This window comes from Streptomyces sp. NPDC050534, from assembly GCF_044457745.1.
Taxonomy (GTDB): domain Bacteria; phylum Actinomycetota; class Actinomycetes; order Streptomycetales; family Streptomycetaceae; genus Streptomyces.
The window spans coordinates 1-24,819 of sequence record NZ_JBITHF010000031.1 but is presented as its reverse complement, the minus strand read 5'-3'; the positions used below and the strand labels follow the sequence as shown (position 1 = coordinate 24,819).

Below are 24,819 nucleotides of genomic sequence, written 5' to 3'. Positions count from 1 at the left end.
GGCGTCCACATGGTCGGCGACCGCATGGGCGAGCAGGTCGGCGAGGCCCAGCTGATCTACAACTGGGAGGCTCTGCCCGCCGAGGTCGCGCAGCTGATCCACGCCTACCCGACGCAGAACGAGGCGATGGGCGAGGCCCACCTGGCGCTGGCCGGCAAGCCGCTGCACTAGCAGGACCGACAGCGAAGTGGCCCAACTCTCTACGGGGGCATCGATCCTGCATAGATGAGCTGTAGATCAACGCTGCAATACCATTTGCGGAGAAACAACTTGCTGACCGGCCCAGCGCGCCAACCCCTTTGCCAGATGCATTGGTTGGAACGAGATCCGGCATGGGTCGGCTGGGTCCGGCTTCTTGTCCGGACGTGAATTCGGAGGATATCGTGAGCAGTGCTGACTCTGCGGTGCAACAGGATGCTCGAGCAGCGCTTTTCGAGGCCATCGCGTCTCAAGCGCGTCAGCAGGCGGAGCACAAGGACCATGGAGCGGTCGCAGCGGCCTTGAAGGACCTGGCAGAGGCGTATGCCTGGGCTGCGAACCAGCACGAGGGCCCTGGCAATCAGTGAAGATTGCCACCAATTTCAAGGGCCGATCTCTCGCGCCGAACATGGCGCGGAGCGACGCCCGTCTCACTGATTCCAAGCGTAGGAGAGACGATGTCTGAAGGCACTGGCGACGATGAGTGGGGTCCGCACACTCCAGATGCGGTTCTCCACACGGGAACGGAAGAGTTGCCCGACCCGGAAGATGTAGTACTGGCATCCGGCCACGACATCACGCCGGAGAGGCTTGAACAGGCACGCCGCCTTCTCGATGAAGAGGGCGCTGCCGGTGTGGAGAAGTTGCTCCCTTGAAAGAGCACGGTTGAAAGGCATCGGAGTCACCGCACCCGGGTGAAGGACGTCATCCTCCTCGACCTTCCCTAACCTCCGCTGCCCTGTACGGGCCAGGTGGTCATCGTGGGCGAGGCCGTCGGCGTAGGCCCTGAGACCGGCAGCTGAACATTGGCGGCTGGGACGCCGGTCTGCCCCTCCCGCCGCACTGGGCGTCGAAGGCGTCGGCCGGGTGCGCGCGCCATCGGGGCGGGTGTGGAGGGGTTCCGTCGGTGACGGTGTGCCGGCGCATGAGGGCCCGCTACCGGGCGGCAGCGGCTTCCGGGCCGAGCAGGTCCTTGTCATCGCCGCCCACACGCCCCCCGCCCCCGGTCATCCAACTGGCCGCGGCCGCCGGTGTGGAGGTGACGGCAACAGCCTCGCCGGCCGCCGCGGAGCGCCTCCGCGAGTTCGAAGCTGCCGAGGTCATCGACTACCACGACCCGGCATGGCCTGATGGAGCGCAAGCCGGATTCGATGCGGCTCTCATCGCCGCGCCCGGCACAGCGGCGATCGCGTTGCCGCTCATCCGTGTCGTTGGACAAGACTGAGGGCGCTGATCTCCGACGCGCCGGATGGCGAGCGAGGAATCACCAGTACCGACCTCTACGCACGGCCTGACGCCCCGCAGCTCCCCCGGCTCACGACCGGCCTCGCACAAGGGTCGTTTCGTCTCGCTCGCGAACCTCTGCCGCTGACGGACGACCGGGAGCGTACGACCGGGTGACCGCGGGCCGGACAGCGGGCCGAAAGCTGGAGCGCGTCCCCAAACCCGGGGGCACCACTGTTCGCGAGCGGAACCTCCCACAGCCCATCCGCAACCATCCATCCCCATCGTGTGCTCTCCCTGCCGGCGCTACTGCCGAGTGACCGTGCCGGCCACGGACTTGGTGCCGGGGCTGCAAACGGACGTAAGGAATCCACGGGTCTTGCAGCTAACCGTCGTGGGCGCTGCACGGCCGCTGTCACGGTGCCCAAGCCTGAGGGCACCGTGTCGCACGGACACGGCCGGGGTCGAAGAGCGCGATCCAAGCGCTCTGGCCCGTCGGGCCGAGACGGCGGAATTCACTGGAGGGCAGCATGGCAATGGCACACCAGAAGGCGATTCTGGCAGGCGGATGCTTCTGGGGCATGCAGGAGCTTTTTCGGGCCCTGGACGGCGTGGTCTCGACGCGTGTCGGCTATACGGGGGGCGAAACGGCGAACCCGACCTACCGCAACCACGGCAGCCACGCGGAGGCCATCGAAATCACCTACGACCCCGCCCGAACCGACTACCGGGCTCTCCTCGAGTTCTTCTTCCAGGTACACGACCCCACCACGCTGAACCGGCAGGGCAACGACGTCGGCCTCAGTTACCGGTCGGCCATCTTCTATCTCGGTGAGGAACAGCGGCGCATCGCCGAAGCCACGATCGCCGAGGTTGACGCCTCGGGCCTGTGGCCGGGGAAGGTCGTCACAGAGGTGATGGCGGCCGGCGCCTTCTGGGAGGCCGAGCCTGAGCACCAGGACTATTTGCAGCGCTATCCGAACGGGTACACTTGCCACCGCATCCGCCCGGAGTGGCGGCTGCCCAAGGCGTCGTAGCCAGCCACGAACCGGGCCTCATGCCGCCGTGGCCGTCTGCTTCTTGGCCTCACGAACCCCGCGCAGTGCACCGGACCAGGCGAGTACCTGGTCGGGCATGCCGCCCACGGCAGCGTCGAGGCCCTCCTGCGAGAGGAGGCTGCCGGTGTGGAACGAGGGGCGTATGGCGATGGTGGCCCGGCCCGGACCGTGGTACCTGCAGTTCGGCAAGGACGAGCTTCGGCGCCTCGGCGTTCCGGGCCCGGTGCCCCAGCCGCCGTAGCTGCTGATCCCGGCAACCTTGTCGTTCCCATCTCGAGAGCCGACCATGGCGACCGGTGCCGCCCACTCCGGCACCGGCATCGCCGTGCTGTACCGCCGCTGGGCCAACAAGGACAAGCCCGTGCTGCCCGCGCTCGCATACTGCCGCAACAGCCGCCCGGTCGGCCTCCCCGACACCGACACCGACACCGGCACCTGCGCCGTGACCGCGTCGCAGCGCTGACCGGCATGGGCGAGGCCCGTGCGGGCTTCTTCGCGATCGCCCCGGCCGCGGCCTTCTCGGGCGTGCTGGCCGACACCGGGTTCGAGCCCGCCGAGGTGCGCGACGGATAGTGGGTGACCGGCGACTCGCACGTGTTCGGACCGTGTACCAACCTGCCCATGACCGTGGGGCTGATCCCTCGTCCCACCTGGACGACCGCCGCCCCCACAACCGTCGAACACGTTGCAAGCACCGCTGCCGTGCTGGAGCGCGCCGGGCGCCGCTCGGACAGGCATGGCCGATACGACCCAGAGTTGGCTGTGGAGAGGACGACTCCGCACTTTCCCGGACGAGTTCTCACCGCTTCTCACTGGCAGCGTCGAGTGAGTGCACGTCCTGCCGTGAGGTAAGGGAGCGGTGGCACGTGACGCGAAATCCCAGAAGGGCTGATGCAGCCACGCCGCCTGGGAGGCAGCTATGCCGGAATACACCAAGAGTCCTGAACGCCTCGCCCAGCTCACAGAAGTGCAGTACCGCGTAACCCAGCAGGACGAGACGGAACCCTCCTTCGCCAACGCCCTCTGGGACAACAAAGCCCCCGGCATCTATGTGGACATCGTGTCGGGAGAGCCCCTGTTCTCCTCCGTGGACAAGTACGACAGCCGCACAGGGTGGCCCAGCTTCACCAAAGCCCTGGAGCCCGGTCACGTCGTCGAACGGCCCGACACCAGTCACGGGATGGTCCGTGTCGAAGTCCGGTCGGTGAACGGTGACAGCCACCTCGGGCATCTGTTCCCCGACGGGCCCAGTGACAGGGGCGGCCTGCGGTACTGCATCAACTCGGCCTCCCTGCGCTTCATCCCCGCCGGGGAACTGGAGAAGGAGGGCCACGGCCAGTACCTGAGCATGTTCCAGATGCCGGAAGAGGGCGCGGCCGAAGCAAAGTGAGTGGCCGCACAGGCGGTCCGAGAGCGGCTGCCCCGCCACCACCCCTCGCCCATCAACAGAGACGGGGCTGCGATGCGCGGGGTCAGAACGCCAACTCCGTTCCGCAGCCGCCAGTCTGCGCAGCCACCTGCGCCCCGCACCGCCACAGCTCGCAAACGGCCCGCCTGGGCCCATGGGAGGTCCCTGAAGTGAACAAGAAGCCCAACGGCGTACCAGCCGAAGACGGCACACCTGTACCGGCCGAGGAGATTCCTGCCGCTCTCACCGCAGGCCGTCTCGTCTACAGCGACGGAGCGACGCAGACCTTCGACTCCGACGGCACCACCTGCTACGTCGAGGGCGGACGGGAGACCGAGGGGACGTGGTCCGTCGACGACTCCGGCCACTTCTGCTCGTTCTGGCCGCCGTCCTACCGCGCCTCCTACGACCTGCGCTGGGTGGTGGAGGGGGGAGAGGCTGTCGGCCTCCGGTTCTCGGATCTGCGAAGCGGAAGCCGCTTCGAGGGCCGATACCAGTGAACGCTGGAGACGGTCCTGGAGGAAGCGCGGTCTCCCTGGCACCCCATGGCCGTGGCCGCGCTTGGAACATCAGTCACCAACCAGCCCCTACGAGCCTCGGCGTCGCCGCGGGATCTCCACCAGAGCGCGGGAGGGCACATGGCCGATGAGACGTCGGCACCGACGCCGCAGACGGTTCTGTGCCCTCTCACCAGCGCGGCGATCTTCCTCGTCGTCACGATCGACCCCGGCGGGGAAGCGGTGACCCGCGACCTGCTGTCCGACCTGAACTCCCTGCAACGGTCTGTGGGCTTCCGAGCCGAACCCGAGGGCAGGCTCAGCTGTGTCACCGGCATCGGCTCACAGGCGTGGGACCGGTTGTTTGCCGGAACCCGCCCGGCGGAACTGCATCCGTTCCGTGAGCTGAACGGCCCGGTGCACCGTGCGGTGTCGACATCGGGCGACCTGCTCTTCCACATCCGCGCCGCACGCCTGGACCTGTGCTTTGCCCTCGCTTCGGAGATCATGAGCCGGCTGGGGAAAGCGGTGACCGTGCGCGATGAAGTGCATGGCTTCCAGTACTTCGACAAGCGTGATCTGCTCGGCTTCGTCGACGGCACGGAGAACCCGACCGGCGCGGCGGCGAGCGCGGCCGTCCTGGTCGGGGACGAGGACTGTGAGTTCGCCGGCGGGAGTTACGTGATCGTGCAGAAGTACGTGCACGACCTCGCCGAATGGAACGCGTTGCCCGTCGAGGCGCAGGAGAGGATCGTCGGCAGGACGAAACTGTCGGACATGGAACTGGATGACAGCACCAAGCCGGCCGACTCACATGTCGCCCTCACCACCCTCACCGGTGCCGACGGCACTGAGCGCGAGATCCTCCGGGACAACATGCCCTTCGGAACCGTGGGGCGTGGCGAGTTCGGCACGTACTTCATCGGCTATGCCCGCACCCCCGTGGTGACGGAGGCGATGCTGGAGCGGATGTTCCTGGGCACGCAGGACGCTGCACACGACCGGATCCTGGACTTCTCCACCCCCGTCACGGGATGCCTGTTCCACGTCCCCACGGCGGACTTCCTGGACGACCTGCCCGCACGACCCGGCGGGCGATTGGGGGCCCTGGGCGCTGATCTCCACGCCGTCGTCGCAACACCCGAGAATCAACCCCCTCCTCCCGATACCTCATTGAGGATCGGCAGCATGAAGCGGAGCGCGTCCCGATGAACAATCTGCACCGTGAACTTGCTCCCCTCTCCGCTGCCGCGTGGAGAGATCTGGAGGAGGAGGCTCGCCGCACTTTCAAGACGCACGCTGCAGCACGGCGCATCGTCGACGTCTCTGAGCCGTGCGGAGTCGAGTTGGGAGGTGTGCCGACGGGGCACCTCGACAGTGTGGATCCCCCTGCCGATGACGTGGTCGCCCATGTGCGCCGTTTCCAGCCGCTGGTCGAGCTGCGTGTCCCGTTCATCGTCGACCGTCGCCAGGTCGACGATGTCGCGCGGGGGGCCAAGGACGCCGACTGGCTGCCCGCCAAGGACGCTGCCCGGCGGCTCGCATTCGCGGAGGACCGGGCCGTGTTCGAAGGGTATGCGGCGGCAGGCATCGCCGGTCTGCGGGAAAGCTCCTCCAACTCACCGGTGAAGCTGCCCGCCGACGTCCGCGAATACCCGGACGCGATCAGCCAGGCCGTCTCCGCCCTGCGGCTGGCAGGCGTCGACGGCGCGTACTCTCTCGCGCTGAGCGCCGAGGCGTACACGGCGGTCAGTGAGACCTCCGACCACGGATACCCGATCATCAAGCACATCGCCAGGTTGCTCGACGGGGACATCGTCTGGGCGCCCGCCATCGACGGCGCCTTCCTGCTCTCAACTCGCGGCGGCGACTTCGAGATGCGCCTTGGCCAGGACGTGTCGATCGGCTACCTCTCGCACGATGCGACCACTGTCACGCTCTACTTGGAGGAGACCCTCACCTTTCTGGTGCACACGAGCGAGGCGGTCGCAGCCCTCGTGTCGCTGCCGACCGGCACATGACTGGGTGAAACGCCGGTCGGTCGCAGCACGTTGCGTCATCGGGGCAGGAGCGGCCATGGCGGCGTTCGGCCCTGAGGCGGTAGGGGCGGGTTGAGGCGGGCGAGGGTGCCGCGGCCCATCTGCTACGGGCCCGGCCGCGGCGCGGACGCCGTGGTGTGCACGAACAGCGGGTGCGTGTGCCGCTGCGAGTGCAGAAAGCCGGCACGGCCACCTCGAGGACCCTGCAATGACATGCCAGAGCCCGGTAGCGCCCCGGTCACTCCTGCGGGTGTTCGGAAAGTCCCGGCCATTCGTCCGGCCCACCTCCCTGCCACTCGATGTGTTCGCTCTCCTCGACTTCGATCTGATCGAGGTCGGCAAGTCGGAGAATCTCGATGACGTCGTCCAGATGGGAGGCGACTCCCAGGATCACGTCACCTTCGGTAACCCGGCGGGAGCCGTCCAGCGCCGGGGTGTGCACCACGATGTGCGGAAACCGGTGCGATGTCTGCGTCATGACCAACCTCGCTGTTTTTCAGGCGCTCGGATGGGCCCATGTGGGCAGGCGCCTTTGGGGCCGAGCAACGGACACGGGCGAATGGATGGTGGGCGACGAGGAACGGGCCTGCGCTCGCCATCGCGACCGGGCCCAAGTGTCATGCCTGCCTGTACGGCGTCGGTCCGACAGAGCAGCGGCGTGCGGCCTGCGGCCCCCGGCGAGCATGCGCGTCATCCGCCCGGCTGCGCGTTCTCGAACCTGATGATTCCGGCTGCCTCGGCTTCCTCGGCTGAGATGTCCTCCGCGATGGCGAGGACCCGATGCAGGCTCGCTGAAGGGATCACAACGCCGCCGGCGCGGTCCATGTGGACGTAGTCGCCGGGGTTCACGCATACGCCGCAGACCTCGACGGCCACTCCGTACGCCCGGGGCATGATCGTGTCGCCGCCCCAGCGGACCGCTTCTCCCGTGCACCAGGTGGCGAAGCTGTACTCGCGCAGCTGGTCGAAGTCCCGCAGCCGGCCGTCGGCCAGGACGCCGGCGAGGCCAGCGCTGTCCGCCCTGGCCAGCTTGGTGCCCCCTCCGTGTGACACCTCGGGATAGCCGCCGCTGGAGAGCACGAGCACTTGGCCTGCGGCGGGCCTCTGCCCGAGCGCCCCGTAGTAGTAGTGCTTGAAGTCGCGGACCGTTCCCGCCAGGTCCTCGCGGAAGGGCAGGTAGGAGATGGTGGCCGCGGGCCCGAAGAGGGGGCGAAGTGGGTCGGGGCTCGACATGGCGGGAATGTGGGACCGGTGGCCGTGGACACGGCCCACGGCGTCGACGAGCGTGGCACATCCCAGGCGGGCTGCCCTCGCGGCCAAGGCGTCGTCCTCCATGGGCTTCCTTTCGAATGGCCACCGGCCTCGACCGGTGGGGGAGTCGGGCACGGACCCGCCCGGGCCGGTGCGCACTTTTGTCAGCGCCCTTCTGCAGCTTGTTCTTACCGTCCGGTCTCCGGTCGACGTCGGCCGCAGTGTCGCTGGGACGTGGGTGCCAGTACGTCTCGTGAGTGCCATTACGTCTACGGCTCGTCTACTTCGTGTCGGTCGGCCGAGCCTGGCCAGGGGTGAGATGCCGACGATGGCCAGCAGACGGAGCAGTAGGCGCCGGTTCGTGGATCCGGCGTCTACCGGACGTCTACAGGTGTTCCGCGGCGGCGGCGCGGCGGGCAACACTGGCCGCCCTACCGGCACTTGAGAGAAGGACGACTCTGTGACGCTTGGTCTGCCTGCCGTGGTACGTGCCTGTCTCTTCGACCTCGACGGCGTGATCACCGACACGACCTCCCTGCACGCCGCCGCGTGGAAGGAGGCGTTCGACACGTTGCTGCTACAGCGCGAGGGCGAGGGGTTTCGCCCGTTTGCCGCGGAGACCGGATACAACGAGTTCTTCGACGGCCGGCCGAGCGCCGAAGGTGTGCGGTGCTTCCTGTCTTCGCGCGGGATCGAGCGGCCCGACGGCAGCCCTGACGACCTTCCGGGCCTGGACACCGTGTACGGCCTGGTCCGCTGGAAGAACAGCCTGTTCGAGGCCAGGGCCCGGTCGCAGGGGGGCGAGGTGTGGCAGGACACCATGGCCTACCTCATGGCGGCCCGTGACAGTGGGCTGCTCACAGCTGTAGTCACCTCCAGCGCCAACTGCCGCGAGATCCTTAGGGCGGCGCGTATGGAGACGCTTTTCGACGCGTGGATCGACGGCGTGGTGGCCGCGAGTCGGAACCTGCGCGGCAAGCCCCACCCCGACACATTCCTGGCAGCTGCCCGCGATCTGGGCCAGCACCCTGATCAGTGCGCGGTCTTCGAGAACGCTCAGGCGGGCATGGACGCAGGACGATCGGGTCACTTCGGGTGGGTGGTCGGTGTCGCCAGGACAGGCCGGGCCGACGCGTTGTACGCGCATGGCGCCGATGTGGTCGTCAAGGATCTGGGAGATCTGGCCGGCACTCCTGATCCGCGCCCCCGGCCGTGATCAGCCACCCCCCTCCTGAAACCGTTGCACCGTTCCTGGAAAACGTTGCACCGTGAGCCATGTGCACTGCGAGAGTGCGCGCACGGCCTTCGGGACACACTCCCGGAGCGAGTCCTTGTTCGCGGTGTCGAACGGGCACAGCGGCCGACGCGGCGACCGAGGCGAGGGCTGGGAATCAAAAAGGACCTTGAGGTCCTTTCAGGAACATGCTACGGTCCGCAGCGGTAATCTGGCCAATGTGGCGGAACAGGCACGCGACAAGAACAGCTCCCGGCTGACCGAGCGCGGGCGGGCGACTCGAGAACGCATCTTGAGGGCTGCCGGCGACATGATGTACGTCAAGGGCGTCTCCCTGACCACCCTCGATGACGTCAGGGCTGCCAGCGGAACGAGCAAATCCCAGCTCTACCGCCACTACCCCGACAAGGATGCGCTGGTGCGGGACGTTGTCGCGTTGCAGGCCGCGGAAGTGCTCGATCGCCACCAGCAGCTACTGCGACGGCTCAATTCCTTCCGCGGGCTGGAGCGCTGGCGGGATGCGGTGGTGGAGCGCAACGCGCTCCGAAACGGGGCGTACGGCTGCCCCCTCGGCTCTCTTGCCGGCGAGTTGGCCGATCAGGACGAAGAGGCCCGCCAGGCCATCGCCCGGCACTTCGCCACCTGGGAGGGGCTCCTCGAGGCCGGACTGGTGCGGATGAAGGACTCGGGAGTCCTGCGCGCCGATGCGGACGCCAAAGGGCTCGCCACCGGCCTCATGGCCGCGCTTCAAGGCGGGTACCTCCTCGCGCAGACCGCTCAGGACGTCAAACCCATGAGGATCGCCCTCGACATGGCGATCGCCCACGTCAGGACTTATGCCGTGCCCGCTGAAGTCGACGATGCGGATGCGTCGCAAGGGGAAGCGGGAGGGCGCTGAGCGTCCGGAGGCAGGGCGAGGCCGGAGCGGGATCCCCGGTGCGGCGCCCCGGATGGTCGCACCGCAGTTCAGTCCCTTCATCTGTTGGACTTCACCGTCCTCCTGGCGGGCGCCCGGGGGTATGACGGCGTCGGCGAACACGTTCGCCCGCACGTCTCAGTGTTCACACGCGGCTCAGCCGTCACTTAATCGCGTCAGCCTTCTGCACGAGAGACGCACAGCTTCGACAAATAGAGGACTATTTAGTCCTGAAAATTGGGCGAACCTGGGGTACGTTGGGGGACGGCGGTCCCTTGTGGACGGCCGAGCAGCGAAGCCTCACAAGGATCCCCAAGGCGGTAGGCACGATGTATACGGGAGTCCAGTTCTCAGTTCTCGGCCCGGTCCGGCTACACAGGCAGGGGGTCGAGGCCGGAGCTGGTCAGCCGAGGCAGTGCGCCGTACTTGCTTCGCTGTTGCTCAGGGCCGGCCGGCCTGTCAGCCTCTCGAAACTGGTGGAGGACGTGTGGGGGGACGAAGCCCCACCGTCGGCCATAGGCTCCGTGCGCACCTACATCTACAGGCTCAGACAGGCACTGGGAGAGCAGAGCGACAGCTCCGTACACCTGGTCGACGGGGGCTACCGGCTGCACATCCAACCGGACGCTCTGGACCTGAACAGGTTCAAGGAGACCGCCGCAAAGGCGCGAGAGGCGCGCAGCACCGGCGACCTGGCGTCCGCGACGAGCCTGCTGACCAAGGGCCTCGAGATGTGGAAGGGAGTGGCCCTCGCCGGTGTCCCGGGGCCGTTCGCGGACCAGCAGCGCAGCGTCCTCGGCGAGCTGCGTCTCGCCTGTGCCGAGGAGCAGCTCGCCTGCGAGGTGGAGCGAGGGCGCTACGCCGAAGCCGCAGCAGAACTGTCCGCGCTGCTGGTCGAGCACCCGCTTCGAGAGCGCGTATGCGGCCTCCTCATGACGGCGCTCTACGGTGCCGGCAGGCAGTCCGAGGCCCTGACGATCTACCACACGACCAGTCACCTGCTGCGTCAACGCCTCGGTGTCAGCCCGTCGCCGGAACTGCAGCAGGTCCACGAGCGCATCCTGTCCGGGCGACTCGAGCTCACGCAAACCACCGACCGCCCGAAGAGCGCACCGCGCGCACCCTCGCCTCACGCTCCGGCCCAGCTCCCGGCCGCCCTGCCGAGCCTCGTCGGCCGCGAGTGGGAGCAGGAGCAGGTCGAGCGGTTGGTCGCCGATGCAGAAGCGTCGTCCTCTGTGGCCATCTGCACGATCGGCGGACTGGCCGGCGTCGGCAAGACAGCCTTCGCCACCACCGTCGCCCACCGTCTGGCGGACCGCTTCCCGGACGGACAGCTCTTTGCCGACCTGCAGGGAGCCGGACCGGAGGTCGAGCCGCAGGACCCCGCGCACGCGCTCGAGGACTTTCTGCAGTCCCTGGGCGTGCGCCCCGAGGACATGCCCGAGACGACGCAGGCACGAGGGCTCATGTTCCGCGGCCTGCTGGCCAACCGTCGCGTGCTCGTCGTGCTCGACAACGCACGGAACACGGACCAGGTCAAGCATCTCCTCCCCGGGGGGCCGGGCTCCATGGCCCTTGTCACCAGTCGTATGCAACTGCACGCGCTCGTCGCGGCCTACCAGGCGCTTCCCCTGACGCTCATGCCCCTGAGCCAGGCGGACGCACGCAGCCTCCTCGCCCGCCGGCTGGGCGCGGCGAGGACAGCAGCCGAACCAGAGGCCGTCGACCGCATCATCCGGCTGGCAGGACAGCTCCCTCTGGCCCTGGCCAACGTCGCCGCCCGCGCTGCCTACCGACCGCAGCTGCGCCTGGCGAGCCTGGCCGACGAGTACGAGGCACCGGAACACAGAACCCTTGACGTGTTCGCGAGCGAGGAGGACCAGGCGCTCGACGTCCGCGCATCCCTCACTCGCTCGTACCGCCTGCTCGACACGGAGACGGCCGCGCTCTTCCGCGACCTGAGCGCCTGCCCCGACCCCCTGTTCGCGGCATCGCAGGTCGCGGACCTGGCCGGTCGACCCGAGGGGCGGGTCCGCAAGGTCCTGTCGCACCTCATCCGGGCGCACCTCGTCTCGGAGGTCGGCCCGGGCCGGTACAGCTGGAACCGTCTCGTGGCGGCGTACGCAGCGGAGCAGGCGCGGGAGGGGCTCCTCGACCAGGGCGAACTGGCCGGTCGGTAGGGCGCGCAGGCACCGTCACCATGCGCCCCGGCCACCTTGCGGAGACGATGCCGCCGGCGGCGGTCGGAACCCAGCTCCCGATCTTCGAGGCCTCCGGTGCGACACCCCTCCATGGCCCTGTCGGAACCGGCAAGCGCAGACGTGACCGACCGGAGTTCGGTGCCGGCGTTCACCGGCGTACGCTTCCACGCGCTTGAAGTCGTCACTCACGAACCTTGTGCGACACCGCCGCTCTACGCCGTCGGTCCGAGTGGCCGGTTCGCTTCGGCGGTGCTGTCGTCAAGGACGCCGAGTTCGGATGGCTGCGCTGGGTCCGCCGGCTGGAGGAGGTTGCGATCTGTACGGGTGACGGGCATGGGCCAGGAAGGTCCGAGCAGGAGGACGTGCTCGGAGCCGAATGGGAGCCGCACCGGCCCGCGGTCTTCGGCGCGGCTACCAGCTGCTGGGGAGCGTGGCCTATGCCGAGGACGTGACCCAGGACGTGTGGCTGCGGGCGGCCGGAGCAGATCTGCGGGACATCGGCGATCTGCGGGCCTGGCTGGTGACGGTGGCCGCGCGGCGGTCGTACGACATCCTCAAGAGTGCCCGCTTCCGCCGGAAGACCTACGTCGGGCCGTGGCTGCCGGAACCGCTGCGGACAGGGCCGGACGCCTCGCAGCCGGTGCTCGTCGACGAGTCCGTCAGTTCGGCGATGCTCTTGATCATGGAGGAGCTGAGCCCGCCGCCGTTTACCGCCAAGCCGCCGACCACCATCAACTGAGCTTGACTCTGTCGGGGATCTTGGAGTTCTCCGGTGCGGCAGCATGGTCGACGGGCATGCTCGGGTAGTTCCGCCGACCGATGCAGCTGGTGCCCGTTGTCCCTGCGCCCCCGTTCCATTGAGCACGTTCCGCCTCTGACCGCGCGGGTCGCGCGGGCGGGCAACCCAGGTGGCACGACGGCGATATGGGTGCGGGACCGGCTGGACGGACTGTGGTGCGACGAGGACTTCGCGGACTGGTACCCCAGGGACGGACGTCCGGGGCTCTCGCCCACTCAGCTGGCCACCGTCTGTGTCCTGCAGTTCCTGCTGCGGCACTCCGTGCCGGGTCGCCGTGACAAATGCCGAATGGCTCGAAGTCGTGGCGGCAGCCGGCCCGGTCCCGGGCCGCTGGCCGCCTGCGTGAAATTCCTTGACCGGGACGATCGTTGTCGCGCAAACGGCTTCGGGGTGGGGTCCCGCTGGCTAGGTTCCCCGGCAGCAGCATCAGCCCCGTTGGGAACATGTTCTAATGCTCCAGGGGGCGTGTGTCCAGGCTGGGAATCGAACGCCACAGAGCGCGCAAGACGGTCACCGCGGGCACCGCTCCCGGCGGCGGATTGTGTTCCGAATCCCGTGGGGCCGGGCCAGTAGAGCGGTCGGGCCCCAGGACATGATCGCTGCGCCGTGACCGCCTGAGGGCGCGTGGCCGCGCCGGCCAATGACGGCAGCGATGGTGGGGAAGCAGCCCAGGGCGGTCGGCGTGGAGGCGCACCGGGCGCTGTGCCAGCAGCGCCTGACCGAAGCCCTCACCCGGCGGCCGACGACTATGCCGCCTGACACCGGTCCTGTGTCCCGGAATCTCGCGTGGGTGCTGCCGCGGCTGGCCAGCGCGTGGTGGCTACGGCGTACCGCTTTGCCGACTCATCCAGTCAACGATGGCTTGCTCGGTCCTCGCCAGCTGGTCGGTAGGGCTGAACTGGAGCAGTTCGCTGCCAGCGTCGACGTACGGCCGGTGGCCCGGCGGTTGGTAAAAGGCGTCACCGGCCTCGTACACCTCCTCGTGGTCCTCGAAGACGAAGCGCATGCGTCCAGCGATGACGTAACCCCAGTGCGGGCACTGACACATTCCGCCGGGGAGCGCCTGAAGTGGCCCGTCGAGGTCGGAGTCGGCGCCGAAAGAGACGAACTCCACCGTGTAGCCGTTCATGTCCTCCCGGCGGTCGGTCACCGGGCCGAACTCCTGAACCGTCGTTGCTGACTGCTTGGACACCTTCGGCATCCGCTCACTCCTTAGTCCTTGGGCGACATGTCTGGAGGATGACGAACCGGTGATCCCTCCCGCAGCCGCCACACCCGATCTGCGAGGTACTTCCCCCGTTCAGCTGGCCTCGGCGACCCGTGGCCGCCGCCCGGCTGCCAGGTCCCCCCCATCACCGACCCGGGCGCGGCCGCCGGTCTGCAGGCCCGGGACGTCGCCGCACTGCGACACCGCGGTGGAGGCCCGCAACCTCGCCCCGCCGCCCGCGGACATCGACCACACCGTGGCCGCCGCACTGCCGATCTCCGGACTGACCGCATGGCAGGGCCTGTTCGACCACGGCCGCCTCACCACCGGCCAGACCGTCCTGATCCACGGCGTCGCGGGAGGCGTCGGCTCGATCGCGACACAGCTCGCCCGCGAGATCGGCGCCCGCGTCATCGGCACCGGCCGCGCCCGCGACCGCGAGAGAGCACTCGCCCTCGGCGCCGACACCTTCCTGGACCTGCAAACCGACAAGCTGGAGGACGCGGGCGAAGTCGACGTGGTGTTCGACGTGATCGGCGGCGACATCCTCGACCGCTCGGCCGCCCTGGTGCGCGCCGGCGGCACGCTCGTCACGATCGCCGCCCCGCCCAAGGTCCAGCCCCGAGACGGGCGGGCGGTCTTCTTCATCGTCGAACCCGACCGTGCCCGCCTCACCGACCTCGCGACGCGGGTGAGGGACGGCCGGCTCAAGCCGGACGTCGGTGCCGTGAGGCCCCTCGCCGAAGCACCCTCGGCTTTCGGCGCCGGCACGCGCACCCCCGGCAAGACGATCATTCGCGTCACAGAGGGCTGAACAGGAGACCGCTCGCGCTTGGCCGGGGGCTTCTCGGCGGCGTTCCGGTCGTCGCCACGCAGGCTGCCGCAACGCCATGCCCTGCCTCGGACGACCTGCTCACGCCACAAGGCCGACCAGGCGTGCGACATCGCCTTCCTGCCCCTGCCAGAGCACACACCACCGGCCACCAAGGCGCGCCCGAAGCGCGCAGGGCAGGCCACACGAACGAATTCGAGGAACAATGACCGACTCCCCACGCGTCAACATCGGCAAGCAGCACCCGGCCGCCTACAAGGCTCTCATCGCCCTGTCGTCTCAGGCGGAAGAGGCCACCGCCGCAGCGGGTCTCGACCCGCTCCTGGTCGAGCTGTTGAGGATCCGCACCTCCCAGATCAACGGCTGCGCCTTCTGCCTGCGCATGCACACTCGCGACGCCCTCAAGAAGGGTGAGAACCCCGACCGGATCGCCGTGCTGCCCGCATGGGAGGAGACCGGCTATTTCTCCGAGACCGACCGCGCCGCTCTCCGCCTGACCGAGGCGATCACCCGCGTGCCGGACGGACACGTCGGCGACGAGGACTACAGCGCCGCCGCGGCCGTACTCACCGCAGACCAGATCTCCGCAATCGCCTGGCTGGCAACCGTGATGAACGCGTTCAACCGCGTCGCCATCACCAGCAGGCATCCCGTCGGCACCTGACCTTCACCTCGACCCAGGGGGGAAGGTGACCCTCGCACGGCCCGGTGTGGTCGGCGCTGTAGAGGCCTTGTAGAGCTGGTGTAGACCCTGCCGTGGAAGCGTCGCATCACAGCAAGGAGTGTTCGATCACCAATCAATGGAGAGTGATTCCCGTGGCCACGGACTTCGAAGGCAGGAAACTCATCGTGATCGGCGGTGCCAGCGGCATGGGCCTCAAGACCGCCGAGAACGTGATCACCGGAGGCGGCAGCGCGGTGATCGTCGGCCGCGCGGGCCAGAAGCTCGACGACGCAGTGGCGGCACTGTCCCGATTCGGCAGCGCCTGGGCGGTCGAGGCCGACCTGGCCGACCAGGACCAGGTCGTTGAGGCGCAGAAGCAGCTGGCGGAGGACCACCCCGACGCCACGCTCCTCGTCAACGCCGCGGGATTCTTCCAGCCCAAGCCCTTCCTCGACTACCACGTCGCGGACTACGACGCCTACCACGACCTCAACCGGGCGACCTTCTTCCTGACCCAGACCATCGTCCGGGGCATGGTCGCCTATGGCCAGGGCGGCGCCATCGTGAACGTGGGCAGCATGTGGGCGCACCAGGCCCTCGCCGTGACGCCGTCGTCGGCCTACTCGATGGCCAAGGCGGGCCTGCACGCCCTCACCCACAACCTGGCCATCGAGCTCGCCGGCGAAGGCATCCGGGTGAACGCTGTGGCTCCGGCCGTGACCAGGACGCCGCTGTTCGAGAAGGTCTTCCCCGCGGACCAACTGGACGCTGCGATGGACCAGTTGAGCGGCCTGCACCCGCTCGGCCGGGTCGGCGCCCCTCAGGACCTGGCCTCGGCGATCGTCTTCCTCCTCTCGGACGCCTCGAGCTGGACCACGGGAGCCATCCTCAACGTCGACGGCGGGGTCATGGCCGGCCGCAACTAGAAGCATCCTCACGGCCCGCCCGGCACAGCCACCTGACGACTGCGCCGGGCGGGGCTGCCCCAAGGCATCGATCCATGCCGACAACGCGCGAAGGAGCCCGCATGGCAGGCAGTCTGAAAAGTGTGACCGATGAGACCTTCGCAGGCGAGGTGCTCACGAGCGGCAAGCCTGTGCTCGTCGATTTCTGGGCCGAGTGGTGCGGTCCGTGCCGCCTTGTGGCGCCGGCCCTCGAGGCGCTCGCCGCCGAGCACGGCGACAAGATCACGATTGTCCAGCTGAACGTCGATGACAACCCCCGCACCGCCGAGCAGTACGGCGTCAGCTCCATCCCCACGCTCAACGTCTACCGGGACGGCAAGGTCGTCAAGACGGTCATCGGGGCCAGGCCCAAGTCGGTTCTGGAGCGGGAGCTGCAGGATTTCCTGCGGTGAGCGGGCTCTGAAGGTGCGTTCGCCCGCCTCAGCGCCTGCCGCAACATGTTGCGGCAGGCGCTGACGGGGTCAGGCCGGTGTTCGGGGCACCTTCCAGTCCAGCCGGATGTAGTGGCTCATGTGCGCGTCCGGATGGCGCTGAAGGTAATACTGGTGCTCGGGTTCCGCCTCCCAGAACGTGCCGGACGGGACAACCTCGGTGACCAGTTTGCCCGGCCACGATCCAGACGCGTCGCAGTCCGTGATCACCGCCCGTGCGATGCGTCGCTGCTCCTCGTCCAGGTAGAAGACGGCGGACCTGAAGCTGAGGCCGACATCGTCGCCCTGCCGGTTCAACGTGGTGGGATCGTGGATCTGGAAGAAGAACTCCAGGATGCTGCGGTAGTCCGTCCCGGACGGGTCGTAGGTGACTTCCGCCGCCTCCGCGTGGTTCCCGTGGTTTCGGTACGTCGGTTGCACCACCTCACCACCGGTGTAGCCGACACGGGTGTCCACGACACCCGGCAACCTGCGGAACAGCTCCTGCACGCCCCAGAAGCAACCGCCCGCCAACACGGCATACTCCCTTGCCGCTAACACGCTGCATTCCCCTTCTGTGACCGTGGAATCCACCGACCTCGGGTGCTGTACCGGCCCCGACGGCCAAGGTCCGCGCCTTCGCGTGGTCGTGGCAGCCGTACAGGGGCCCGGACGCAGCGCGGCCGGACCGCTGGCTCGTCCACCATTAGCTGCATCGAGCGGTGATTCCTTACTTCGTTCGGGATGACTGCGTCACAGAGCGGACCGTCGCCCTCCCGCAGCACGTCACACGCCTCGCTTCCGGCGGCGGATGTTGTCGCACATGTACAGCGACGAGTACGACGCCTCGACCTGCTCGAGGAGCCCGTCCCGGGCCAGGCGATTCGCACCTGGATCGCCCGCCGGGGCGGCCCTTCAGTTGCCTGCCCAAAAGCGCGCTCAACGCCGCACGTGCGTCGCTCGCTGAAATAAGCCGGAACCCCTGTCAGTAAAGTCCAGGAACGCGCACAGGTCGAAAGTGAGAGCAGCGACTTCGTGTAGACGGTCTGTAGATGGTCCCGTGATTGTCTCGTTCGTACGAGATGATTTGGGGATTGAAGGCCATGCACTCTACGGATGTCAGAAAAACGCGCCGCACGGCTTCGAGTGGACTCGCCGGAACCAACGGCAGCGCTCCGTCAGCGGGGTCCGCCACAGAGCGACGCCAACTCGACCCGGAGTCCGCCGCCTGGGTGGACGCGCTGGAGGACGGTTGTGGGCCTCAGTACGAGCAGGCCTGCAGGCGACTGCACGAGCTGCTGGTGCGGATTGCCATGGACGAGGTGTTCCGCCGGGGTTCGCGTTATCGAATTTCCGGGCCCGAACTGGATGATCTCGCCCATCAGGCGGCCGCGGACGCACTGATGAGGATCACGCGAAAAATTCATGAATTTCGAGGTGACGCCAAATTCACCACATGGGCGTACCGGTTTGTCGTCCTTGAAGTGTCGAGCAAGCTGGGTCGTCATTTCTGGCGCGTGTCCAATGCCCGTTTCGACTCGGAGGAATGGGCGCAGGTGCCCGACCGGGCTGGCGTGGACCCCGTCAGCTACTGGCAGGCACGCGAGCTGGTCGAGGCCGTGCGCGACGCAGTCGCGACAGCACTGAGCGCCCACCAGCGGAAGGTCTTCGTCGCCGTCGTCAACGGTGTTTCCCTGGAAACGCTCGCCAGCGAGTTGGAGACGAACCGGAACGCGCTCTACAAGACCATGTTCGACGCCCGTAAGAAGCTGCGGGCTCAGCTCATTGCCGGTGGACACCTCGGCACCGCGGGCTGACGCAGCGGCCACCGCGCCGGCCCGGGCAGCAATCACCATCGGGCTGCGACCGCGGTCGTACACGTTGCAAGGCGCCGGAGGTAAGAAGTCACTCCCTACGGGCGCTGACCTTCGAGGGGGGCCGCAGGGGCCGCCCCGGATTGACAAGGACGGCGAGTATGACGTTCATCTCGCGTGGGTTCCACGGCCGAAGGCCGTCGGCAGGTACGAAGCTGCCGCCCGGGCAGTACGAGACGACCGGCTTCCCGGTGCTGTCCGCAGGGCCCACTCCCCGCATCCGGAAAGACGACTGGCAGATGTCGGTGACCACCGAGACCGGGAGGCGGCACGTGTGGGACTGGGCAGGCCTGATGGCACTTCCGGCCGAGTCCCCGACCGTCGACCTGCACTGTGTGACGAAGTGGTCGAAGTTCGGCACCGACTGGCAGGGCGTGTCCCTGGATGTTCTGCTCGCGGACGTGGAGACGGCCGCAGAGCACGTCCAGATCACCTCCTACGGGGGCTACACCACGAACATCCCCCTCGCCGACCTCGTCGACGGGAAGGCGTGGATCGCCTACGGCTACGGGGGCAGCGACTTGGCGCCCGAACACGGTGGCCCCGCTCGGCTGCTGGTCCCGCACCTGTACTTGTGGAAGTCCGCGAAGTGGGTGCGCGACATCGAACTGCGACAGAGTGACGTGCCCGGCTTCTGGGAGAGCGCCGGCTACCACAACTACGGAGACCCATGGCGAGAACAGCGGTACCAGGGAGACTAGGCGAGAGACTCCGGTGGCGGACCGCCGAAGTGACGGGCCGACGCGTGGAGTCGGCGACGGCCGTCACCCTGACACTGGACCTGCCGGACTGGCCGGGGCACCTGGCCGGCCAGCATGTGGATGTCAGGCTCACCGCAGAAGACGGTTACAGCACCCAACGCAGCTACTCGATTGCCTCCGCTCCCAATGGCCGCAGCCTCGAACTGACCGTCCAGCGCACGCTCGGCGGTGAAGTGTCGCCGTACCTCGTGGACGAGCTCGTGCCCGGGGACCAGTTGGAACTGCGCGGTCCTGTCGGCGGCTGGTTCGTGTGGACGCAGCAGCAGACGGAGCCGGTTCTCCTGATAGCGGGGGGAGCGGGACTCGTTCCCCTGATGTGCATGGTCCGCACGAGGGAGGTGGCCGGAAGCCAGGCTCCGTTCCGGCTGCTGTACGCGGTGCGGAGCCCGTTGGACGTGCTGTACGGCGCAGAGCTGGTTGAGGGAGCACCGGGGCTGGACACGACGTACCTCTACAGCAGACAAGCGCCCGCGGACTCACCGCGCCCGCCGGGACGCATCACCCCGGAGGATCTGATCAACGGCGGCTGGTCCGCCGACTCCGAGCCGACCTGTTACATCTGCGGGCCCACGGCGTTCGTCGAGAAGACGGCCGCCTACTTGGTGCTCCTGGGACATGCACCTGAGCGAGTACGTACCGAGCGCTTCGGCTGACACAGGAGGTTGAGATGACGTCTGTGCAGGACGGCGGCCCCGACGCGGGCGATGTCCACACCGGGTACGTCGACGGGAACGCGCTGGCAGGGCCGCTGTCGGAGGTCTTCGGCGTCGACGTGACTGCTGCGACGAGCCGCTGCGCCAACTGCGGCTGCACCGGTCCCGTCGCCCGCCTGCATGTGTACGGACACGCCCCGGGTCTCGTCGGGCGCTGCCAGCGGTGCGGGAGAGTGGTGCTGCGTACGACACGCACGAGGGACGCCATCTGGCTCGACATGAGCGGTGCGGCCTCACTGGCAATTCCGTTGGCAGAAGCCTGAGTTCGCCGTCTGCCTTTTGGCCCAGGCCCTCCAGCGGCCGGCGGGCAGCGGTACCAGTGCCCGCACACCGTTCTCGCCCGTTGGCAACGCCCGCGCCGCTCGTTGACGCCCAGCATGGGGAACGCTCAGTGCCCGCGGTGACCAGCGGTTACGGGGAGGCTTTCAGCGCCGGTCGCGCGGCCCGACCACGCGGAAGTCGGCTCTGCCGACACGGAGGACGCCGTCCGACAGCGGTGTGCACCGTACGCCGCCCTTGCCGCGCAGCGCGCGCTGCGCCCCGGGTCCGATGACAGCATCCATCCACGCGCAGGGCCGTGCGGCGCGGTTGACTGCGAACGGGATCGGGCCGTCGCCGGTGTCGAGCTCCACGATCCGATCGATGCAGGCGTCGATGTCGACACCTCGGAGCAGGATGTTCCGTCGTGTCTGCTGGAGGCCGACTGCGGGATCGATGCGTGTGGGCAGATTCTCCGACGCCATGATGGTCACGGAGGCGTCCCGGTGAGCCGGCTGGCCGAAGTACCGGTCGCCGACGATTCCGAGGTGACGGCGAATGCGGATGTGCTGCACGAGCCCGCCGACAGGGTCTGCTGACGGCCCCTCAGCAGGCCGTCCGGAGTACCGGTGCACGGGCGACACGAGGAGTTGCAGCACCTGCACCAGCTCGTGGTGAGTGACATGCGGGGAGCTCAAACCGAGTCGGTTCCCTTCATTTCTGAGGGACGGTTCTCCCGGGTGCTGAGACGCTTTCTCCTCCGGGCCCGGACCCGTTCTTCCTCGTCCATTCCACCCCAGATCCCGTACTCCTGTGCTGTGGCGAGCGCCCAACTGCCGCACTGCCGGCGGACCGGGCATGTCTCGCACACGGCCTTCGCTTCGTCGGCCTGACGCCGGCCGGGGCCCTTCGGCCCTGCAGGGAAGAACAGTTCTGTGTCGAGGCCACGGCAGCCCGCGTTGTCGAGCCATGTCAGCATGCCGTCCGCCCCGGGCTGGAGCCAGGGCCGAGGTGTTCCAAAGGGGACGTCGCTCATGGCCATGTGTGCAATCTGCGGGTGCAGGCCTCGAGCCGGGTCTCGGTCACGGTGAGAAGGCTGTCCCAGGACTCCTGGAACTTCGCCACGCCCTCGTCCTCCAGTTGCTGGACGACTTCGGAGTAGGAGATGCCCAGGCGCTCGATCGCTTCGAGGTCGGCCCGCGCCTCGTCGTACATGCTGCGGAGGTCGCCACCCGCGGCGTGTTCCTGTGCTTCGACGGCGAGCAGAGTCGCCTCGGGCATGGTGTTCACGGTGTCCGGGACGATGAGACCGGAGACGTATTTGGTGGCCTCGTACGCCCTGTCCTTGACACCTGTGGAGGCCCACAGCGGACGCTGCTTGTTCGCCCCGGCACGGTGCAGGCGGTTCCAGCGCTCACCGGAGAAGGCCTCCTCGAAGGCCTCGTACGCCAGGCGGGCGTTGGCCACGGCGGCTCTGCCCCGGAGGGCTCTGGCCTCGGGGGTCGCCAGGGCGTCGAGCCGCCGGTCGACCTCCGTGTCCATGCGCGAAACGAAGAACGACGCCACCGAGGCGATCTGTGACAAGTCCAAGCCGCCGGCACGGGCCTTCTCCAGGCCCGCCACATACGCCTCGGCAACCTGCCGGTAGCGGGCCAGGGAGAAGATCAGGGTCACGTTGACACTGATGCCCTGGGCGATGGTCTCGGTGATGGCGGGCAGGCCCGCCTCGGTTGCGGGAATCTTGATATAAGTGTTCGGGCGGTCCACCAGCCAGGTCAGATGACGTGCCTCGGCGATCGTCGCAGTGGCGTCATGAGCCATGTGCGGGTCGACCTCGATGGAGACGCGGCCGTCCTGGCCGGCGGGGGACACGAGGAAGGCGGGGCGAAGTATGTCGGCGGCGTCGCGCACATCCGTAGCTGTTACGGTCCGGACAGCCTCCTCGGCGGACACGCCACGCACCGCGAGTTCGGACATCTGGGCCTCGTACTCCACGCCGTGCGATATCGCGTCCCTGAAGATCGTCGGATTTGTCGTAACACCCACCACGCAGCGGCTGCTGATCAGCTCCGACAGGCTCCCCGACTTGATCCGCCCACGTGACAGGGTGTCCAGCCACACGGACACACCGGCGTCCGACAGATCCTTCAACATGCTCGTCATGTGTCCCACACCTTCCAGGGGTGGCGAGGCGGGCAGCACGGGCCGCCCGGATGTGATCACGTCTGCGCATCGGCGGCCCGGCAGTGCGACCCATGCGCACCGGACCGTGCCGGCGCCGGCCCTGGCTGCAACCGCCGGGCTGACGTCTCGCACCGGCGCGCCCCGGTCGGCGCAGGGGCCGCGTGTTTTACGGGGACGGCGCGCAGGTGTCCTGTGGTCCGACCACAAGCCGGAGGCGCCTCGGTAGGGCTCGAGCATAATGCGCGTTTTTGAGCAGGGGCAGAGGGAAGAACCGCACGTCGACGTGGAGTAGACGTGCTGTGGATGGCACGCTCACCACATCGGGTGGTGCAGTGCACGTCATGGACCCCGCTCGTGCCGTGGATCGGGACCATGGTGGTAGGCGTCGACGCGATCAAGGAGGGCCGACGTGCGGGGTACGAGGCGAGCAGGAGCGCGTAGCGAGCCGTTCCGCCATTTAGCACGAGCGCGTCGTCGGGGAGCAGCGCCAGGAGCCCGCCGTCCATCAGGCCGACGATGGCGGGGGATTGCGGCAGTTCCAGGATCACGATGTCGGCGTGGGGGAGCAGTTGGGGCAGTCCACGGGTGCCGTGCACCCGCTCGGCGGGTGGGCGGCGGCTTGCCACCCGGACGACCTCGGCCCCGCAGGCGAGCAGTCGGTGCTCGATCACCGCCCCGATGGAGCCGTATCCGACGATGATCGCGTGGGTGTCGGCCAGTGACCGGGTTACGTGGGGTGCCCAGCGTCGGGCGGCCTGGTCGCCGAGCCTGCGGGGCAGGTCTGGTTGGGCGGCCAGGACGAGAGCGAGTGCGTGTTCGGCGACGCCGGCGTCGTGCAGGTCCCGACCGTTGGACGGCGCGACCTCCGGCCGGATGTGGGGGAGCAGCTTCTCCACGCCGGCGCTGAGGCTCAGCACGGCGCGCAGGCCCGTCATGCCGGGGATGAGTTCCCGCGGCGTGTTGCCCTTGGCGTAGGGCATGACGTAGAACGCGACGTCGGTGAGGTGTTCGGGCGGGGGCTGCTCACCGTCGTAGATATCCGCCTTCATAAACGCCACCTGATCGCGTACCCACTGCTCCGGGCTCGGCTCGTACTCACCTTCCAGAGGCACGGATTGCTCCCCTTCCTCGCTGCCATACACGCCCGGGTACGAGGACACCGGCGGCTGCATGCTGTTCTGTTGTTGACTCTGGAGATCTCTTCGGATGTGAGCGTTCGGGAGGAGCAGCGTCTTACTGTGCTTGTTCGTTCGGTCAAAGTGGACCGGTCTGCCTGGGGGCCGCAGGCAAGAAGTCGTTCCTTCTGGGGCGCACACTTTCGAGAGATCCGCAAAGGCCGGCGAACGAACAGGGGCGGGAGCACGATCTGACGGTGCTTTCCCTCCGGTCCGTTGCTGGTTGGAGAGTGAAAGGGCCGGGTGGGCCGATTCACCGTCCCTGCAAGTCTGGTGACGCATGACGGGATACCGAATCCAGGAAGGAGATTCATGCGCATCGGAAGAGGAAGGATCAGCGGCCTGTCGGCGTTCGCCGCGGTGTTGGCGGCGCTCCGCGTGTCTTCGCAGCGCAGATTCCCGGTCCGCGGGGTGAGAGCCGCAGTCACGACTCCGGGGCGGCGACGTCGCTCTAAGGTGCACGTCAGAGCAGCTTGAGATGCATTCGTCCCAGGCGTGAACGCGGGGCTTTTCTGCAAGAGTCCCGGTAAGACGTTGCTCCGCCAGGGCGCTCACTTCAACGAGATCCAGGGGCCCAACGGTTGAGACGAAGCGTGCAGCCGCCAGTGTCCTCGTACCCGGGTGTGTACAGCAGCGAGGAAGGTGGTCGCCTGCGCCCGAGCTGCTACCTGAGGGCTGCCCGGTCCGTCTGCAAGTCGACCAATCCGGTCAAGGCAGGGGATCCGGAACAGGCCGCGGCCTGGGTCTCCAATGCCTTCGGGTCCCTTATTCGGGCCTGGAAGGGCTGACCGCGCAGCCGGCCGTTGCCGGTGCACCGAGGAGTACACGTGACCAGCACAGCGGAAGACTCAACAGTCGCCACGGCTCATCCCGAACATCTCGGGCGCGTCGTCTTCATCGCGGCGGCGGCCGCCATGGGCGGTTTCCTCTTCGGATACGACAGTTCCGTGA

The 24,819-nt window shown here is 68.0% G+C and carries 26 protein-coding genes and 3 pseudogenes; 20 read left to right on the top strand and 9 right to left on the bottom strand.

Annotation, left to right across the window (positions count from 1 at the left end):
- From ACIBN2_RS46675 to msrA (ACIBN2_RS46665), 3 genes and pseudogenes are all read left to right on the top strand, one after another.
- A pseudogene (locus tag ACIBN2_RS46675) lies at positions 1-171 on the top strand (dihydrolipoyl dehydrogenase); the annotation flags it as partial.
- A 485-nt stretch (positions 172-656) separates the two neighbouring features.
- On the top strand, positions 657-854 hold the full coding sequence (locus tag ACIBN2_RS46670) for a hypothetical protein (RefSeq protein WP_399143889.1): 198 nt from the start codon (positions 657-659) through the stop codon (positions 852-854).
- 1,098 nt (positions 855-1,952) lie between these two features.
- On the top strand, positions 1,953-2,459 hold the full coding sequence (msrA, locus tag ACIBN2_RS46665) for a peptide-methionine (S)-S-oxide reductase MsrA (protein ID WP_399143888.1): 507 nt from the start codon (positions 1,953-1,955) through the stop codon (positions 2,457-2,459).
- An 18-nt stretch (positions 2,460-2,477) separates the two neighbouring features.
- On the opposite strand, the gene ACIBN2_RS46660 is transcribed toward msrA (ACIBN2_RS46665), so the two are convergent.
- Positions 2,478-2,669 carry a hypothetical protein gene (locus tag ACIBN2_RS46660; RefSeq protein WP_399143887.1) on the bottom strand — a complete coding sequence of 64 codons (192 nt, stop codon included), beginning with the start codon at positions 2,667-2,669 and terminating at the stop codon, positions 2,478-2,480.
- A 97-nt stretch (positions 2,670-2,766) separates the two neighbouring features.
- On the opposite strand from ACIBN2_RS46660, the gene ACIBN2_RS46655 reads away from it, so the two are divergent.
- From ACIBN2_RS46655 to ACIBN2_RS46635, 5 genes are all read left to right on the top strand, one after another.
- On the top strand, positions 2,767-2,943 hold the full coding sequence (locus tag ACIBN2_RS46655) for a hypothetical protein (protein WP_399143886.1): 177 nt from the start codon (positions 2,767-2,769) through the stop codon (positions 2,941-2,943).
- Positions 2,944-3,399: 456 nt separating this feature from the next.
- A complete protein-coding gene (gene msrB / locus ACIBN2_RS46650; protein WP_399143885.1) occupies positions 3,400-3,870 on the top strand; it encodes a peptide-methionine (R)-S-oxide reductase MsrB in 471 nt (156 codons plus the stop codon).
- Positions 3,871-4,058: 188 nt separating this feature from the next.
- On the top strand, positions 4,059-4,388 hold the full coding sequence (locus tag ACIBN2_RS46645; RefSeq protein WP_399143884.1) for a hypothetical protein: 330 nt from the start codon (positions 4,059-4,061) through the stop codon (positions 4,386-4,388).
- A 138-nt stretch (positions 4,389-4,526) separates the two neighbouring features.
- Positions 4,527-5,597, top strand: coding sequence for a Dyp-type peroxidase (locus ACIBN2_RS46640; RefSeq protein ID WP_399143892.1), 1,071 nt, complete (start codon positions 4,527-4,529; stop codon positions 5,595-5,597).
- Positions 5,594-6,406 (top strand): family 1 encapsulin nanocompartment shell protein, encoded by an 813-nt coding sequence (locus ACIBN2_RS46635; protein ID WP_399143883.1) that lies wholly within the window; start codon positions 5,594-5,596, stop codon positions 6,404-6,406. The genes ACIBN2_RS46640 and ACIBN2_RS46635 overlap by 4 nt, the downstream gene beginning before the upstream one ends.
- Before the next feature lie 256 nt (positions 6,407-6,662).
- Here ACIBN2_RS46635 and ACIBN2_RS46630 read toward each other — a convergent pair whose 3' ends face one another.
- Together ACIBN2_RS46630 and ACIBN2_RS46625 are read right to left on the bottom strand one after the other, a co-directional pair.
- Positions 6,663-6,902: a hypothetical protein gene (locus ACIBN2_RS46630; RefSeq protein ID WP_399143882.1), complete on the bottom strand. Its 240-nt coding sequence runs from the start codon at positions 6,900-6,902 to the stop codon at positions 6,663-6,665.
- Positions 6,903-7,114: 212 nt separating this feature from the next.
- Positions 7,115-7,759, bottom strand: coding sequence for an RraA family protein (locus tag ACIBN2_RS46625; protein ID WP_399143881.1), 645 nt, complete (start codon positions 7,757-7,759; stop codon positions 7,115-7,117).
- A gap of 376 nt (positions 7,760-8,135) precedes the next feature.
- Here ACIBN2_RS46625 and ACIBN2_RS46620 point away from each other — a divergent pair, with 376 nt between their 5' ends.
- From ACIBN2_RS46620 to ACIBN2_RS46605, 4 genes and pseudogenes are all read left to right on the top strand, one after another.
- Positions 8,136-8,891: an HAD family hydrolase gene (locus tag ACIBN2_RS46620; protein ID WP_399143880.1), complete on the top strand. Its 756-nt coding sequence runs from the start codon at positions 8,136-8,138 to the stop codon at positions 8,889-8,891.
- A gap of 238 nt (positions 8,892-9,129) precedes the next feature.
- Complete coding sequence (locus tag ACIBN2_RS46615) at positions 9,130-9,807, top strand: TetR/AcrR family transcriptional regulator (protein ID WP_399143879.1); 678 nt, start codon at positions 9,130-9,132, stop codon at positions 9,805-9,807.
- A gap of 347 nt (positions 9,808-10,154) precedes the next feature.
- A complete protein-coding gene (locus ACIBN2_RS46610) occupies positions 10,155-12,005 on the top strand; it encodes a BTAD domain-containing putative transcriptional regulator (RefSeq protein ID WP_399143878.1) in 1,851 nt (616 codons plus the stop codon).
- A 335-nt stretch (positions 12,006-12,340) separates the two neighbouring features.
- Positions 12,341-12,729: pseudogene (locus tag ACIBN2_RS46605) on the top strand (sigma factor); the annotation flags it as partial.
- Positions 12,730-13,645: 916 nt separating this feature from the next.
- On the opposite strand, the gene ACIBN2_RS46600 reads toward ACIBN2_RS46605, so the two are convergent.
- A complete protein-coding gene (locus tag ACIBN2_RS46600) occupies positions 13,646-14,026 on the bottom strand; it encodes a hypothetical protein (protein ID WP_399143877.1) in 381 nt (126 codons plus the stop codon).
- Positions 14,027-14,234: 208 nt separating this feature from the next.
- On the opposite strand from ACIBN2_RS46600, the pseudogene ACIBN2_RS46595 reads away from it, so the two are divergent.
- The 4 genes and pseudogenes from ACIBN2_RS46595 to trxA form a co-directional block, all read left to right on the top strand.
- A pseudogene (locus ACIBN2_RS46595) lies at positions 14,235-14,846 on the top strand (NADP-dependent oxidoreductase); the annotation flags it as partial.
- 223 nt (positions 14,847-15,069) lie between these two features.
- On the top strand, positions 15,070-15,528 hold the full coding sequence (locus ACIBN2_RS46590) for a carboxymuconolactone decarboxylase family protein (RefSeq protein ID WP_399143876.1): 459 nt from the start codon (positions 15,070-15,072) through the stop codon (positions 15,526-15,528).
- Between the two features lie 152 nt (positions 15,529-15,680).
- Positions 15,681-16,454: an SDR family NAD(P)-dependent oxidoreductase gene (locus ACIBN2_RS46585; RefSeq protein WP_399143875.1), complete on the top strand. Its 774-nt coding sequence runs from the start codon at positions 15,681-15,683 to the stop codon at positions 16,452-16,454.
- Between the two features lie 101 nt (positions 16,455-16,555).
- Positions 16,556-16,885, top strand: coding sequence for a thioredoxin (trxA, locus tag ACIBN2_RS46580; protein ID WP_399143874.1), 330 nt, complete (start codon positions 16,556-16,558; stop codon positions 16,883-16,885).
- A 69-nt stretch (positions 16,886-16,954) separates the two neighbouring features.
- Here trxA and msrA (ACIBN2_RS46575) read toward each other — a convergent pair whose 3' ends face one another.
- Positions 16,955-17,464, bottom strand: a complete 510-nt coding sequence (gene msrA, locus ACIBN2_RS46575) for a peptide-methionine (S)-S-oxide reductase MsrA (protein WP_399143891.1) — start codon at positions 17,462-17,464, stop codon at positions 16,955-16,957.
- A 671-nt stretch (positions 17,465-18,135) separates the two neighbouring features.
- Here msrA (ACIBN2_RS46575) and ACIBN2_RS46570 point away from each other — a divergent pair.
- The 4 genes from ACIBN2_RS46570 to ACIBN2_RS46555 all read left to right on the top strand — a co-directional run bounded on the left by ACIBN2_RS46570 (position 18,136) and on the right by ACIBN2_RS46555 (position 20,514).
- Positions 18,136-18,720 (top strand): sigma-70 family RNA polymerase sigma factor, encoded by a 585-nt coding sequence (locus tag ACIBN2_RS46570; RefSeq protein ID WP_399143873.1) that lies wholly within the window; start codon positions 18,136-18,138, stop codon positions 18,718-18,720.
- Between the two features lie 158 nt (positions 18,721-18,878).
- A complete protein-coding gene (locus ACIBN2_RS46565; protein ID WP_399143872.1) occupies positions 18,879-19,478 on the top strand; it encodes a molybdopterin-dependent oxidoreductase in 600 nt (199 codons plus the stop codon).
- Positions 19,448-20,191 (top strand): ferredoxin reductase, encoded by a 744-nt coding sequence (locus tag ACIBN2_RS46560; RefSeq protein ID WP_399143871.1) that lies wholly within the window; start codon positions 19,448-19,450, stop codon positions 20,189-20,191. The genes ACIBN2_RS46565 and ACIBN2_RS46560 overlap by 31 nt, the downstream gene beginning before the upstream one ends.
- Positions 20,192-20,205: 14 nt before the next feature.
- The gene (locus tag ACIBN2_RS46555) at positions 20,206-20,514 is read left to right on the top strand and encodes a DUF6510 family protein (protein WP_399143870.1); all 309 of its coding nucleotides are present in this window, start codon (positions 20,206-20,208) and stop codon (positions 20,512-20,514) included.
- Between the two features lie 162 nt (positions 20,515-20,676).
- On the opposite strand, the gene ACIBN2_RS46550 is transcribed toward ACIBN2_RS46555, so the two are convergent.
- From ACIBN2_RS46550 to ACIBN2_RS46535, 4 genes are read right to left on the bottom strand one after another with little or no spacing between them, the layout of a single operon-like run.
- Positions 20,677-21,207 (bottom strand): molybdenum cofactor biosysynthesis protein, encoded by a 531-nt coding sequence (locus ACIBN2_RS46550; RefSeq protein ID WP_399143869.1) that lies wholly within the window; start codon positions 21,205-21,207, stop codon positions 20,677-20,679.
- Positions 21,204-21,488 carry a WhiB family transcriptional regulator gene (locus tag ACIBN2_RS46545; RefSeq protein WP_399143890.1) on the bottom strand — a complete coding sequence of 95 codons (285 nt, stop codon included), beginning with the start codon at positions 21,486-21,488 and terminating at the stop codon, positions 21,204-21,206. Before ACIBN2_RS46545 ends, ACIBN2_RS46550 begins: the two co-directional genes overlap by 4 nt.
- Before the next feature lie 53 nt (positions 21,489-21,541).
- On the bottom strand, positions 21,542-22,672 hold the full coding sequence (gene tal, locus ACIBN2_RS46540) for a transaldolase (protein ID WP_399143868.1): 1,131 nt from the start codon (positions 22,670-22,672) through the stop codon (positions 21,542-21,544).
- A 56-nt stretch (positions 22,673-22,728) separates the two neighbouring features.
- Positions 22,729-23,805 (bottom strand): NAD(P)-dependent oxidoreductase, encoded by a 1,077-nt coding sequence (locus ACIBN2_RS46535; RefSeq protein WP_399143867.1) that lies wholly within the window; start codon positions 23,803-23,805, stop codon positions 22,729-22,731.
- Positions 23,806-24,819 lie beyond the last annotated feature (1,014 nt).

Coding starts and splice junctions, on each gene's coding strand:
- ACIBN2_RS46670 (WP_399143889.1), top strand. CDS start 657: ATGTCTGAAGGCACTGGCGACGATGAGTGGGGTCCGCACACTCCAGAT.
- msrA (WP_399143888.1), top strand. CDS start 1,953: ATGGCAATGGCACACCAGAAGGCGATTCTGGCAGGCGGATGCTTCTGG.
- ACIBN2_RS46655 (WP_399143886.1), top strand. CDS start 2,767: ATGGCGACCGGTGCCGCCCACTCCGGCACCGGCATCGCCGTGCTGTAC.
- msrB (WP_399143885.1), top strand. CDS start 3,400: ATGCCGGAATACACCAAGAGTCCTGAACGCCTCGCCCAGCTCACAGAA.
- ACIBN2_RS46640 (WP_399143892.1), top strand. CDS start 4,527: ATGGCCGATGAGACGTCGGCACCGACGCCGCAGACGGTTCTGTGCCCT.
- ACIBN2_RS46635 (WP_399143883.1), top strand. CDS start 5,594: ATGAACAATCTGCACCGTGAACTTGCTCCCCTCTCCGCTGCCGCGTGG.
- ACIBN2_RS46630 (WP_399143882.1), bottom strand. CDS start 6,902: ATGACGCAGACATCGCACCGGTTTCCGCACATCGTGGTGCACACCCCG.
- ACIBN2_RS46625 (WP_399143881.1), bottom strand. CDS start 7,759: ATGGAGGACGACGCCTTGGCCGCGAGGGCAGCCCGCCTGGGATGTGCC.
- ACIBN2_RS46610 (WP_399143878.1), top strand. CDS start 10,155: ATGTATACGGGAGTCCAGTTCTCAGTTCTCGGCCCGGTCCGGCTACAC.
- ACIBN2_RS46600 (WP_399143877.1), bottom strand. CDS start 14,026: ATGCCGAAGGTGTCCAAGCAGTCAGCAACGACGGTTCAGGAGTTCGGC.
- ACIBN2_RS46590 (WP_399143876.1), top strand. CDS start 15,070: ATGACCGACTCCCCACGCGTCAACATCGGCAAGCAGCACCCGGCCGCC.
- trxA (WP_399143874.1), top strand. CDS start 16,556: ATGGCAGGCAGTCTGAAAAGTGTGACCGATGAGACCTTCGCAGGCGAG.
- ACIBN2_RS46565 (WP_399143872.1), top strand. CDS start 18,879: ATGACGTTCATCTCGCGTGGGTTCCACGGCCGAAGGCCGTCGGCAGGT.
- ACIBN2_RS46560 (WP_399143871.1), top strand. CDS start 19,448: ATGGCGAGAACAGCGGTACCAGGGAGACTAGGCGAGAGACTCCGGTGG.
- ACIBN2_RS46555 (WP_399143870.1), top strand. CDS start 20,206: ATGACGTCTGTGCAGGACGGCGGCCCCGACGCGGGCGATGTCCACACC.
- ACIBN2_RS46545 (WP_399143890.1), bottom strand. CDS start 21,488: ATGCTGACATGGCTCGACAACGCGGGCTGCCGTGGCCTCGACACAGAA.
- tal (WP_399143868.1), bottom strand. CDS start 22,672: ATGACGAGCATGTTGAAGGATCTGTCGGACGCCGGTGTGTCCGTGTGG.